Genomic DNA, 12,872 nt, shown 5'->3' with positions numbered 1-12,872 from the left:
CCATTGTTTAATGCTGTTATCTGAGCATAATTTTCTAAAGTTCACAAATGTAACGCCCCCCTTGTTTTTAATTTTTTAAGCACCATATATCCACAGTTCACTACTATTTTTATGGTAATGAGTTAATACCACGGCTTTTTTAGAATGCAGATCAAATTTTTCTATTTTATATACAGATCTTTTGGCTGAGATAGTTTGTTGTTTGGCAGAGTCTGGTATAGTAGCGCACGTAATAAACAGTGCTTTTTGAATGGTTTAATACAAAATTGCTAATTAATATGTACTAAGTGTTACTTAAAAGCACATATTAATTACCAATTGTTAAAAATGGGTTAGCCGATACGCGGCTAACAACGAATTGATTGTAACGGTTTTATCATGATATCTAATTTATTTACCAAGATTTTTGGTAGTCGCAACGACCGCACTATTAAAAACTTTAGAAAGACGGTCGCGCTAATCAATGCGCTAGAAACGCAGTTAGAAGCCCTTTCTGATGAAGATTTACGCGCTAAAACAGCTGAATTCAGAGAACGTTACGATAACGGACAAAGCCTTGACGATATTCTACCTGAAGCATTTGCTGTAGTTCGTGAAGCATCTAAACGCGTTAATGGCATGCGCCACTTTGACGTACAGTTACTAGGCGGCATGGTTTTACACGAAGGACGCATTGCAGAAATGCGTACCGGTGAAGGTAAAACACTTACAGCAACCTTACCTGCTTACTTAAACGGCTTAACAGGTAAAGGGGTTCACGTTATTACCGTGAATGACTATCTTGCTAAGCGCGATGCTGAAACTAACCGTCCGTTATTTGAATTTTTAGGCCTAACGGTTGGCTGCAATGTGCCTGGCATGATGCCACAACAAAAAAAGCAAGCGTATGCTGCTGACATTACCTACGGTACAAACAACGAGTTTGGTTTTGATTACCTTCGCGACAACATGGCATTTAGTATTGATGAGCGCGTTCAGCGTCCATTATTTTACGCTGTAGTCGATGAAGTTGATTCAATCCTAATTGATGAGGCGCGTACACCGCTTATCATCTCAGGCCCAGCCGAGGACAGCTCACAGCTATACACTGAAATAAATACCATCGTTCCTTTACTTGAACTACAAGAAAAAGAAGACGAGGAAGGTGTTGAAGGCGACGGCGATTACACTATCGATGAAAAGTCTAAGCAAGTTCATTTAACTGAGCGTGGCCAAGTTAAAGTAGAAGAATTACTTAGCGAGCGTGGCTTAATTGAAGAAGGCGATTCGCTATACTCTGCCGCAAGTATTACCTTGTTAAGCCATGTATATGCTGCACTTCGCGCGCACAAATTATATCAAAAAGATGTTGATTACGTTGTTAAAGAAAACGAAGTTATCATCATTGACGAGCATACTGGTCGCTCAATGGAAGGTCGTCGTTGGTCTGAAGGTTTACACCAAGCTGTAGAAGCTAAAGAAGGTGTTAAAATTCAAAACGAAAACCAAACTTTGGCATCTATTACGTTCCAAAACTACTTCCGTTTGTACGAAACATTAGCGGGTATGACAGGTACTGCCGACACCGAAGCATTTGAGTTTCAGTCAATTTATGGCCTAGATACCGTTGTTATGCCAACTAATAAGCCAATGATCCGTGATGATCGCGCTGATTTAGTTTACCTAACGCAAGAAGAAAAATACGAAGCTATTTTAGTTGATATTAAAGACTGTCAAGAACGCGGACAGCCTGTACTGGTAGGTACTATCTCAATTGAAAGCTCTGAGTACTTATCACAGTTTTTACGCAAAGAAAAAATTAAGCACAATGTACTTAATGCTAAATTCCACGCACAAGAAGCTGATATCGTCTCAGATGCAGGTTTACCTGGTACTGTTACCATTGCAACTAACATGGCCGGCCGTGGTACCGATATTGTGCTAGGTGGTAATTGGAATAGCGAAGTTGAAAAACTAGATAATCCAACTGATGAAAAAATTGCTGAAATTAAAGCAGCATGGAAACTTCGCCACGATGCAGTTATTGATGCTGGCGGTTTGCACATTATTGGAACTGAGCGCCATGAATCGCGCCGTATAGATAACCAATTACGTGGTCGTTCTGGCCGTCAAGGTGATGCTGGTTCTAGCCGTTTTTACCTTTCGATGGACGATGCGCTTATGCGTATATTTGCCGGCGAGCGCATGACTAACATGATGCGTAAACTAGGTATGCAACGCGGTGAAGCAATTGAACACCCATGGGTTAATCGCGCAATTGAAAATGCACAGCGTAAAGTAGAAGCACGTAACTTTGATGTTCGTAAACAGCTACTTGAATACGATGACGTAGCAAACGATCAACGTCGTGTTGTTTACTCTCAGCGTAATGAATTACTTGAAGAAGGTGATATTTCAGAAACTATCACTGCAATTCGTGGTGACGTACTAAGCAATACAATAGATCAATACATTGCTCCACAAAGCCTTGCAGAAATGTGGGATGTACCAGGTCTTGAAGAGCGCTTAAAACAAGACTTCTTAATTGAGCTACCAATTACTCAATGGTTAGCAGACGACAATAAACTATACGAAGAAAAACTTCGTGAGCGTATTGAAGAAGCTGTTGAGCAAGCTTACAAGCAAAAAGAGCAGCAAGTTGGTGATTCAGTTCTACGTCAATTCGAAAAAGCAATTATGCTTCAAAGTCTTGACCAACATTGGAAAGATCATCTTGCGGCGATGGATCATTTACGCCAAGGTATTCACTTACGTGGCTACGCGCAAAAGAATCCAAAGCAAGAGTACAAACGCGAGTCGTTTGAACTGTTCTCTGAAATGCTTGAAAACTTAAAAGTTGATGTAGTTAGCATTTTAAGTAAAGTACAAGTACGTGCAGAAGAAGATGTTGAAAAAGTAGAAGAGCAACACCGTAAGAGTGAAAATGCCCCTCGCGAGTACCAACATGAAGAAGCTGAGCACGTAGGCGGCGAAGCACCTCCAAGTGCTACGGTAATGGCCAGAACAGAGCCAAAAGTTGGTCGTAACGATCCGTGTCCTTGTGGTTCAGGTCAAAAATTCAAGCAATGTTGTGGTAAATTAAAATAACCACGCATTGTAAGTAATTAAAAAGCGGCGCTTGCGTCGCTTTTTTTATGGGGTAAAGATATGACAATAAAAATAGTAAATGTAGCCGTTGGTGTAATTAAAAAAAATAATGCAATATTTATCTGCAAACGTGCCGATGAGCAACATCAAGGTGGCTTATGGGAGTTTCCTGGTGGTAAAGTTGAAGCGAATGAAAGTGTATTTGCAGCGCTTAAACGTGAGTTGACTGAAGAAGTAGGTATTACTATTCACAGCTCTAGCCAACTCATGGTGATCGAACATGATTATGGCGACAAATGCGTAAAACTCGATATTCACGTTGTCAGTAACTTTAGCGGTGAAGCGCATGGCGCTGAAGGGCAACCTAGTGAATGGGTAAATATTAGTGAGTTAACTCACTATGACTTCCCTGCCGCTAATGCTGAAATAATTGAAAAACTGCAATCTCGATACGCTTGATTAAGTGAGTTACAATGAATAACACTGTACAAAATACGTTGAGTAAACTGCTAAAACTCAACCCTGAAACAACTCAGTTGAGTACCATCAGCAGCGGCCATATCAATAGCACATGGCTACTAACACATTTTGATCAGCGATTTATTGTGCAAAAACTTAACACTCATGTATTTAAGTACCCAGCTCAAATTGTCAGTAACGCACAACTTATTGAGCAACACCTAAATACTAAGCAGAAGCAAAAAAACTATCCGCTCGATATTGTTAAACACATTAACACAGGCAACAACGAGTATTTAACCATACTTAATGAAGAGCCATATCGCGTACTTAACTATATTGAGCACAGTTACAGCGAGGATGTTGTTAAAAACCCAGAGCAAGCGCATCAAGCTGCTTTGGCCTTTGGTACTTTTGCAAGTGCCTTACACGATTTTGACACAGCCACACTGCATACTGTGATTGATGATTTTCATAACTTGGCTATGCGCTTTGAGCAGCTAAACACAGCAATAACTCATAGTGATGAAAGCAGGCTTAACCGCAGTAAAAAAGACATTGAATTTTGCTTATCGCAACAACACTTAGTAAATGAACTTAAAGCTATAACTCAGCATTTACCTATTCGAGTTTGCCACAACGACACTAAAATCAATAATATGCTCTACTGCAGTAAAACTCATAAAGCGAAAGCTGTTATTGATTTAGACACCTGCATGCCTGGTTTTTTATTACACGATTTTGGCGATATGGTACGTACATTTTGCTGTGCAGAAGCAGAGGATTCGACACGTCTTGATAAGGTTGTTATTAGAAAAGAGGTTTTTGAAGCACTCGTTAAAGGTTACTTAGCACCACTCAAACCAATATTGAGTAAACAAGAACAGCGCAGTTTACTTTTAGGCGCTAAGATAATGCCCCTGATGCTCAGCGTGCGCTTTTTAACAGATTACTTAAATAACGACGTGTACTTTAAAACCGCACACACTGAACACAATTTAGTACGCACTCAAAACCAACTCGCTTTATATAAAAACATTTTAGTTAACGAAGCATGGATGTACGAAACCCTAATGAAACAATAAAGTAAGCGTTTAAAATTTCGTATCTAAAAAGCCAGTAAGTTAAACTTACTGGCTTTTTTATTCACTGGTTTTTAGTTAACTAATACCAATCTGCTTAATTAAGTGATCTATTTTGAGGATAGATAAACGTGTTGATAGCTAGGCAAAAAATTCGTTATTTAGTTATTCTAAATGAGAATTTTTTAACGCAGATAACGACACTTTTAGCCCCTAAAAATAATCAAGTATTATTGCGGATTGGTATAACATTATCTGATTACCAAATTTTTACGCGATCTTCTGGTTTGATATACATTTTGTCGCCTTCTTTTACATCAAACGCTTCGTAAAACTCTGGCATATTAGACAAAATACCAATTACACGATAATGGCTTGGTGAATGCGAGTCGGTCATTAAACGGTTACGTAATTCTTCATCGCGGTAGTTACGACGCCAAATTTGCGACCACCCCATAAAGAAGCGTTGATCGCCTGTGTAACCATCAATAACTGGCGCTTTATTATCACCTAATGATAGCTGATATGCCTTATACGCCACTGTTAACCCACCTAGGTCACCAATATTTTCGCCAAGCGTAAGCTCACCATTTACATTCGCATCGTCAAACGGTTTGTACTTGTTAAATTGCTCAACTAACGCACCTGAACGCTCCTCAAACTGTTTAAGGTCGCTTTCAGTCCACCAGTTACGTAAATTACCATCGCCGTCGTATTTAGAACCTTGGTCGTCAAAACCGTGACCAAGTTCGTGTCCAATTACCGCACCAATAGCACCATAGTTTACCGCATCATCCGCTTCTAAGTTAAAGAATGGCGGTTGTAAAATAGCAGCAGGGAATACAATTTCGTTGTTTACCGGGTTGTAGTAGGCATTCACTGTTTGCGGTGTCATGTACCATTCTGAACGGTCAACAGGTTTGCCTAATTTGGCAATCATGTCTTTATACGCCCATTGGCTGTAACGGATGTAGTTACCTACTAGCTCGTCTGAATTAATTTCAAGCTCAGAGTAATCCTTCCACTTATCTGGGTAGCCAATTTTAGGAATAAATTTGTCTAGTTTTTCCTGTGCTGCAATTTTTGTTTCAGGTCCCATCCAATCAAGACCTTCAATTGCAACGCTGTAACCTTTAATTACGTTATCAACTAGCTCTTCCATACGTGCTTTAGCTTCAGGCGGAAAATTGTCTTTAACGTACACTTTACCTAAAATTTCACCTAACACACTGTTAGACGCATCTACGGCTTTTTTCCAAAGTGGTGCTTGCTCTTCTACACCACGTAATGTCGTACTGTAAAAGTTAAATTTAAGGTCAACCAAATCATCATTTAATAGCTGCGCATAGCCACTCACAAAATGAAACTTAAGGTAGTTTTTCCAGGTTGCTAAGTCGGTGTTTTGATAAATACCACCCAGCGCTTCTAAAAAGCTTGGTTGGCGCACGATAATATCAGCGGTGTTTACACCTGCCTCTTTAAAAAACGTCGATAAATCAAGCTCTCCAGCAAGTTTATTAGCCTCTGCTAGGGTCATTTTATTGTATGACTTAGTTGCATCACGGCTTTGTACACGGCTCCACTGCGCATCAGCAATGGTTTTTTCAAAGGCAAGTACGCTTGCTGCTGCTTGTGCGGCCTCTTTGACACCCGCTTTAGCTAATACATCAGTTATGTATTGCTCATAAGAGGCGCGAATTTTAGTAAATTTCTCATCGTCTTTTAAGTAGTAATCGCGATCAGGTAAACCCAAGCCAGATTGAGATAAATACAAAGCATATTCGCTTGAATTTTTAGCATCGTTATTGATAAACCAACCAAACGGTAGAGTGCCGCCTTGCTGTTGAATAGACGCCATAAGGCTAATTAGATCAGACTTAGATTTTACACTATCAATACTATCTAGCGACGGTTGCAGCGGTGTAACACCAAGCTCATTACGGGCGTTTTTATTCATATAGCTTTTATAAAACGCGCCAATTTTGTACTCGTCGCTGCCTTTTTCAGCCGACTTATTGGCCGCTGCGTTTTCAAGCGCCGTTTTCATCGCTTTTTGCGACTCATCATATAATTGCGAAAAAGAACCATAGTTAGACTTGTCACCTGGAATTTCGGTTGTTGCTAACCAAGTGCCATTTACATGGTAGTAAAAGTCATCCTGCGGGCGAACTGAGCTGTCCATATTAGCCAATTCAATACCTAGCTCTAACGGTTTTTCTGCCGGTGCTGTTGCTGCTTGAGTGTCGGCTACTTGGGTTTCTTGTTGTTTTTCGCCACAACCTACTAAGCCAAGCGCAAGTGCAATACTTGCAGCGGCCATTGTTACTTTATTCATAATTAATCCATTTGTTAGTCAATTTTATAAATTGCTCATACCAACTCCATTAAGCTCTTTCACAAGATAGCAGTCAGCTTTTACTTAATGGAATGGGCATCAACTTACACTAATTATTGAGTGCAATAACGCTATAATAAACCTGATTTTGAGAACATTGAAATAGATTATGTAACAAAGTATTTTGAATGAGATAAACGTTCTAAATTGCCCTATCAATAACTTAATAAAGTAGCCGGCAATTAACTCTTATTTTTACCGTGTAAGGCCAAACGTTGTAACTTCTCTTTTAATGAAGGTGGTGCTGAGTCGGCAATCGCATTTAAATAATCGGCTGTTTGTTCACTCATTTTACGTGAATTTGTGACGGCGACTGATGCGGGTTTGTTGGCCGAACTTAATCGCTGAGTTGCCTGTGGATTAGCTGTAATTTTAATTTGCCCTAGTTCGGCCATACCTGCCGCTCTAAAATGCGAAAGCATATCCATTTTTAAATAATTAAGTCGAAGCGCTATCGGGGCCGATACCGCTTCAATCATTAAAGTACCATCGCGATAATTACTTACGCGGCACTTATCCCCTAATTTAGGGCCTAAAAAATCTTTAAGTAAAGTTTGCTGAGTATCAAGAGCTTGGCTTTTACCAGCGTAAGCCGACAGACGGTTGTTTAGGCCCGCCATAATATCGGTGAGTGGTTTTGGTGCGTATCTATCTTTAGCCATTAAATATCTCAACTCGTACTTATTTACACACTTAAATTTAGCACCATCAGAGTAAACTTAAGTGTGTCCATAATTAAGCATAAATCAGGTATTAAGCACCCGCTATTTGCATTTGCTCGATTAGAACAGAGCCAGTTTGAATGCCGCCTCTGCGCTCAATATCACCACCGATAGCAGAAATTCCTTTAAACATATCTTTTAAATTACCGGCAATCGTAATTTCACTTACTGGATATTGGATCTCTCCATTTTCAACCCAAAAACCACCAGCACCTCGAGAGTAATCACCTGTTACTGTGTTTACGCCTTGCCCCATAAGCTCAGTAACTAACAAGCCGGTACCCATTGTTTTTAACAATGCTTTTAAATCATTATGCGTTTGTTCTACTAACCAGTTGTGAATACCGCCGGCATGACCTGTAGGGGTCATATTCATTTTACGCGCGGCGTAACTTGCTAATAAATAAGTTTGTAACTCACCACCTTGAATTATTTCACGATCAACCGTTTTAACACCTTCGCTATCAAACGGTGATGAAGCTAATCCTTTTAAAATATGCGGGCGTTCAGCAATATTTACACAATGACTAAATACTTGCGTACCTAAACTATCGAGTAAAAAGCTCGACTTACGATAAAGTGCGCCACCGCCAATCGCTGACACTAAATGACCAAATAATGAGTTTGCAATATCAGCCCTAAATATAACCGGGACTTTCATTGTTCCTAATTTTTGGCTGTTTAATTTAGCCAATGTTTCTGATGCGGCTTCAAGCCCAACCGCTGCTGCATCAGTCAGACCTGCTTGATCGCGGGCAACCGTGTATGCTGAGTCGCGTTGCATTTGTTCACCATCTTTACCAATTACCATGGTGCTGATGCTATGACGAGTGCGAGGAAAGCCAGCAATTAAACCATGGCTGTTTCCATAAACACGAAGCCCTTGATGCGATGAAAAACTCGCACCATCAGAATTTACAATACGTTCATCAGCATTTAATGCCGCTTGCTCGGCAGTATGGCAAAGCTCAATACCTTGTTCTGGGTTTATATCCCAAGGGTGGTATAAATCGAGATCTTGTGGATTAAACTCAAGTAGCTCTTTATCGGCGACCCCATTGAAAGGATCGTCTGATGTGAACTTTGCAATATCAATCGCTTTCTCTACCACTGTGCGCAATGTTTTAGGGTTTAAATCAGCCGTTGAGGCAGACCCTTTATTATTGCCAACATAAACACTTATACCCAGGCCACCATCTTGGTTAAACTCAATGGTTTCTACTTCACCCATTCGTGTACTCACCGATAAACCCGACGTGCTAGACATTGCAGCTTCAGCTGCTGTAGCACCTAATTTTTTAGCATGTTCGAGTACTTCGGCTACCGCATCTTTAACCTGCGATATTTGAGAATAAATTGGATCGTTTTGTTGGCTTTTCATAAATTAAGTCCTGAGCCTTAGAGGCATAATGCACGCATTTCTTATAGTTAAATGCTAACACACTCACTGCACCACATCAGCTAATATTAATCACTAAAAGAATGGCGTATAATGTCACCAGTTATTTTTATTTAAGAGCACCCCATGGCGAAGAAAAAAGGCAAGCCTGCTGAAATTGAAGAAGAAATTGAATACGTATCAAGAACAGAGCTTAAGCGCGAAGCACAAGAATTTCATCAGTTAGGTTCTGAAATTGCCAAAATGGGTAAAAAGCAGCGTGAGCGCCTACCATTAAATGACGATTTAAAAGAAGCGATGGTTGTTGCTGATAAAATTAGTAATAAAAGTGATGCATACCGTCGTCATTTAAATTACATTGCAAAAACGCTTCGCACAGTAGAAAACATTGAAGATATTAAAGCTATTATCGATGTAATGCTTAATAAAAATAACCAAGCTGAAGTATTGGTTAAAAAAATAGAGCAACTGCGCTCAGACCTAATAGAACAAGGTGATAGTCTTATAAACGAGACTATTGAGCAGTTCCCATCGCTTGATCGTCAAAAAATGCGTCAATTAGTGCGTAATGCAGCAAAAGAGGTCAAAGCCGAAAAGCCAGGAAAAGGCTATAAAGAGCTTTTTCAGTATTTAAAAGATGCGCATACCGTCACGTATTAACGCGTAATACGTTGTGATAAAAAGGTGCTTCGCACCTTTTTTGTTATAGATCAACATATCTCCTTAGTTACTTTTTTATAATCACGGCTCTAGTTAAAACTTAGGTGCGCGTGATGATAAAACTTCCTCAATGGGACCAAGCTCTCATTAATAAATACAATGTGTCTGGTCCGCGGTATACATCCTACCCTACCGCATTATCTTTGAATGAGGGATACGATAAACACGATTTAATCAGCGCTGTAGAATCATCTCAATCTCGTTCGCTTTCTCTATATGTTCATATCCCATTTTGCAGTCAGCTTTGCTACTACTGTGGTTGTAATAAAATAATCACTCGCCACCAATCTAAAGCCGATACATATATAGACTTTTTAGCAAAAGAAATTGCCGCACAAGCACCTTTATTTAAGCACTACAGCGTTGAGCAACTGCATTTAGGTGGAGGCACTCCTACCTTTTTAACCCCTCAACAAATGAAACGCTTAATTGCCCTGCTTGAACAGCACTTTAATTTTACCAGCACAACAGAGCGCGGTATTGAAGTTGACCCACGATCGCTTGCTGAAAATATGTTGGTTGATTTAAGAATGCTTGGTTTTAACCGAGTGTCGTTTGGGATCCAAGACTTTAATGACGACGTGCAACTTGCAGTTAATCGCCCTCAACATGCCGATACCGTTAAGCAGTTAATTACTCAGGCACGTGAACTGGGCTTCAAATCAATTAACGCCGATATGATTTACGGGCTTCCACTGCAAACCCCCGAAAGCTTTAAACAAACAATAGAGCAACTCATTGAGCTTAGCCCCGATCGTGTTTCAGTATTTAACTACGCTCACTTACCAGAGCGATTTGCCGCACAACGCAAAATAAAAGAGCGCGACTTACCAAACGCTCACGACAAGTTAACCATGTTTAAAAATACCTTAGAGCAAATGACACAAGCAGGTTATCAGTTTATTGGTATGGATCACTTCGCGAAAGCAGACAACGAGCTGGCTATCGCACAAAATGAAGGTAAATTGCATCGAAACTTTCAAGGTTATACAACGCATGGTAATTGTGATTTATTAGGGCTGGGTGCATCATCTATTTCACAAATTGGCACCGCTATTTTACAAAATAAAAAAGAGCTAAAGCATTACTACCACAGCATTGAAACGCAAAGCGGCTGCGCACTTAGTAAAGGTATGCATTTAACCCATGATGATGTTATTCGAGCGGATGCTATTAAGCAGCTTATTTGTCAGTTTGAACTAAACATAGAAGAGTTTGCTAAAAAGTATCATATTGAATTTGATACCTACTTTGCGGAGGCATTGGTTTCTCTTAAACCACTTATAGACGATAACATGGTGATTATTGAAAACAATCACGTCAGTGTCACATCACGGGGTAACTTATTCATTCGTATAATTTGTATGTGTTTTGATGCCCACTTACAAAATAAAATCAACGCAACGCGTTTTTCTCGAGTCATTTAGCCCCCTAATTAAATATTATTTGGGCACAAAAAAAAGCATACCTAGGTATGCTTTTTTAATGTTATGTACGAGATTTAGTTAAAAACTACGTTTTCACTACCTGGAGCAGCTTTGAACTCAGAAATAATTTTAACGCAATCAGCCTTAATCTCATCACTGTAGCTTTCTTCTGCGCGCCAACGCGCCGTGTCTTGCTTAAATATTTCTTTTTTAGAATATTTTTTGCGGGCATCGTGTGTCGGCATTTCTTTTACCACTTGGTACATCTTATAAATGCCAGGATACTGTATGGTTAAATCTCGCTCGTCTTCAAAGCCATATTGCGACATAAGCACCCACACGCGCAAACATCCTTCTGAAAACTCACATTGATCTTCTTTCATTGCGCGCGCAATTAGATGAATACTGTCGGCAAGCTTAGCATTTCGCTTTAAACGAGATGCTGCAAGCTTTTGCTTTTGCTCTGCTTGCTTTTTAGCTATTAACTTTTTTTGTGCACTTAACTTGTACAACAACTGACCCGCATAAAATGCCAAACCAGCTATAATAATAGCGCCTAAACACAAGGCAACGATCACAGCAGTACTCATTGATTACCCTTAATTACTTATCTTCGTCTTCATCATCGCCTAGCCATTCACTGGCAAGATCGTTTGATAAATACTGGTCGAAGTCTGAATTACTCTCTTCGCCAAAGTCATCTTCATCATCAAACTCGTCTTCATCCTCAAGGCCTAATAATTTGCATAGAACCTGATGGCGAGCAATTCGACTATTAAAGTACTTAGCATCTTTACCAGTCAGCATCTCACCGCCTTCATGACGCTCAACCAACTTAAGTAAGCGTACATCATTTTCAAGCTCTTCAAGCTCTTGCTCTGGTGTAAGCTCTGGCTGAACTACTTTTTTAAGTTCGACCACTGGTTTTAAGTTACGTTTCATTTCTACTTTTGGTTCAGCAGCAACAGGCACTAAAGACACCGGCTTTTTACTACCAATACGTTTATCTCTTGAACCTGAATGCGATGTTTGGTTTTGTTCTTCAACCAAATCTGGCGCATTACGAGAACCAGGCTTAGCACCTTTGGTTTTTTTAACACGCTGCTCTTTTAACGCACGCATTTCTTTAAGCTTATCTTGGCTTAAGCGAACAGGTCCATTTGATGGGATTTTGCGTGACTTTTTCTTTCTACTCATATCTTGATCATCTCACTTAAGAGGTTTTGAGCGAGGCCTATATTAATAGGCATCGCAATGCTGGCATAGCCAGAAGAATTCAGTTTGCGCTTTAGAGGTTGGGCTTCTCTTTAACATGACGCACTAGCATATTGCTAAACGGTGGGTATTGTAACAGGACAAATAAAAAGGCGGTAGAGAAAACATCTCTACCGCCTACTAATCTGAGCGCCATAAAATGGACACTTCTCCCTTCGACTTTTTTAGTCTTTGTTATTTTTATTATTATCAGTCCGTATTGTTATTATTTTTACGTTCCTTGTTTCATTCCATTTTGTTTTTATTATTAAACTTCCATGAGTTATTTTATTATTTTCGGTCATCCTGACTCTTTTGTAGTATTTC

10 protein-coding genes are annotated in these 12,872 nt (G+C 39.8%); 5 read left to right on the top strand and 5 right to left on the bottom strand.

The features are described 5' to 3' along the window. Window positions 1-378: 378 nt before the first annotated feature. The 3 genes from secA to PS1M3_RS01580 are packed head-to-tail and all read left to right on the top strand — an operon-like array spanning window position 379 to window position 4,631. A complete protein-coding gene (gene secA / locus PS1M3_RS01590) occupies window positions 379-3,087 on the top strand; it encodes a preprotein translocase subunit SecA (protein WP_203985876.1) in 2,709 nt (902 codons plus the stop codon). A gap of 60 nt (window positions 3,088-3,147) precedes the next feature. Continuing rightward, window positions 3,148-3,546: an 8-oxo-dGTP diphosphatase MutT gene (gene mutT, locus PS1M3_RS01585; RefSeq protein ID WP_008128201.1), complete on the top strand. Its 399-nt coding sequence runs from the start codon at window positions 3,148-3,150 to the stop codon at window positions 3,544-3,546. A gap of 14 nt (window positions 3,547-3,560) precedes the next feature. Then, entirely contained in the window at window positions 3,561-4,631 is a 1,071-nt protein-coding gene (locus PS1M3_RS01580) for a phosphotransferase enzyme family protein (protein ID WP_203985873.1), read from the top strand. 256 nt (window positions 4,632-4,887) lie between these two features. Here PS1M3_RS01580 and PS1M3_RS01575 read toward each other — a convergent pair whose 3' ends face one another. The 3 genes from PS1M3_RS01575 to pmbA all read right to left on the bottom strand — a co-directional run bounded on the left by PS1M3_RS01575 (window position 4,888) and on the right by pmbA (window position 9,126). Next, a complete protein-coding gene (locus PS1M3_RS01575) occupies window positions 4,888-6,963 on the bottom strand; it encodes a M13 family metallopeptidase (protein WP_203985870.1) in 2,076 nt (691 codons plus the stop codon). 242 nt (window positions 6,964-7,205) lie between these two features. Further along, entirely contained in the window at window positions 7,206-7,685 is a 480-nt protein-coding gene (locus PS1M3_RS01570) for a DUF721 domain-containing protein (RefSeq protein WP_203985866.1), read from the bottom strand. Between the two features lie 91 nt (window positions 7,686-7,776). Next, entirely contained in the window at window positions 7,777-9,126 is a 1,350-nt protein-coding gene (pmbA, locus tag PS1M3_RS01565) for a metalloprotease PmbA (RefSeq protein WP_203985863.1), read from the bottom strand. A gap of 144 nt (window positions 9,127-9,270) precedes the next feature. Between pmbA and yjgA the strand changes: the two genes are divergently transcribed. Continuing rightward, on the top strand, window positions 9,271-9,804 hold the full coding sequence (gene yjgA, locus PS1M3_RS01560; RefSeq protein ID WP_006793069.1) for a ribosome biogenesis factor YjgA: 534 nt from the start codon (window positions 9,271-9,273) through the stop codon (window positions 9,802-9,804). A gap of 113 nt (window positions 9,805-9,917) precedes the next feature. Further along, window positions 9,918-11,291, top strand: coding sequence for an oxygen-independent coproporphyrinogen III oxidase (hemN, locus tag PS1M3_RS01555; RefSeq protein WP_203985860.1), 1,374 nt, complete (start codon window positions 9,918-9,920; stop codon window positions 11,289-11,291). 74 nt (window positions 11,292-11,365) lie between these two features. Here the strand turns inward: hemN and PS1M3_RS01550 are convergent, their stop codons facing one another. Both PS1M3_RS01550 and yihI read right to left on the bottom strand, forming a co-directional pair. Next, on the bottom strand, window positions 11,366-11,881 hold the full coding sequence (locus PS1M3_RS01550) for a DUF2489 domain-containing protein (RefSeq protein WP_039036242.1): 516 nt from the start codon (window positions 11,879-11,881) through the stop codon (window positions 11,366-11,368). Window positions 11,882-11,894: 13 nt separating this feature from the next. Next, window positions 11,895-12,488: a Der GTPase-activating protein YihI gene (yihI, locus tag PS1M3_RS01545; protein ID WP_203985857.1), complete on the bottom strand. Its 594-nt coding sequence runs from the start codon at window positions 12,486-12,488 to the stop codon at window positions 11,895-11,897. Window positions 12,489-12,872 lie beyond the last annotated feature (384 nt).

The organism is Pseudoalteromonas sp. PS1M3, from assembly GCF_016865405.1.
GTDB classification, from domain to species: Bacteria; Pseudomonadota; Gammaproteobacteria; order Enterobacterales; family Alteromonadaceae; genus Pseudoalteromonas; species Pseudoalteromonas marina.
Note: the sequence above shows the minus strand (reverse complement) of the source record. Positions and strands in the feature narration are given on the sequence as shown.

Bases quoted from the DNA above. Each gene is read 5' to 3' on its own strand.
- secA (WP_203985876.1), top strand. From the start codon at position 379: ATGATATCTAATTTATTTACCAAGATTTTTGGTAGTCGCAACGACCGC.
- PS1M3_RS01550 (WP_039036242.1), bottom strand. From the start codon at position 11,881: ATGAGTACTGCTGTGATCGTTGCCTTGTGTTTAGGCGCTATTATTATA.
- PS1M3_RS01580 (WP_203985873.1), top strand. From the start codon at position 3,561: ATGAATAACACTGTACAAAATACGTTGAGTAAACTGCTAAAACTCAAC.
- PS1M3_RS01575 (WP_203985870.1), bottom strand. From the start codon at position 6,963: ATGAATAAAGTAACAATGGCCGCTGCAAGTATTGCACTTGCGCTTGGC.
- hemN (WP_203985860.1), top strand. From the start codon at position 9,918: ATGATAAAACTTCCTCAATGGGACCAAGCTCTCATTAATAAATACAAT.
- yihI (WP_203985857.1), bottom strand. From the start codon at position 12,488: ATGAGTAGAAAGAAAAAGTCACGCAAAATCCCATCAAATGGACCTGTT.
- PS1M3_RS01570 (WP_203985866.1), bottom strand. From the start codon at position 7,685: ATGGCTAAAGATAGATACGCACCAAAACCACTCACCGATATTATGGCG.
- pmbA (WP_203985863.1), bottom strand. From the start codon at position 9,126: ATGAAAAGCCAACAAAACGATCCAATTTATTCTCAAATATCGCAGGTT.
- mutT (WP_008128201.1), top strand. From the start codon at position 3,148: ATGACAATAAAAATAGTAAATGTAGCCGTTGGTGTAATTAAAAAAAAT.
- yjgA (WP_006793069.1), top strand. From the start codon at position 9,271: ATGGCGAAGAAAAAAGGCAAGCCTGCTGAAATTGAAGAAGAAATTGAA.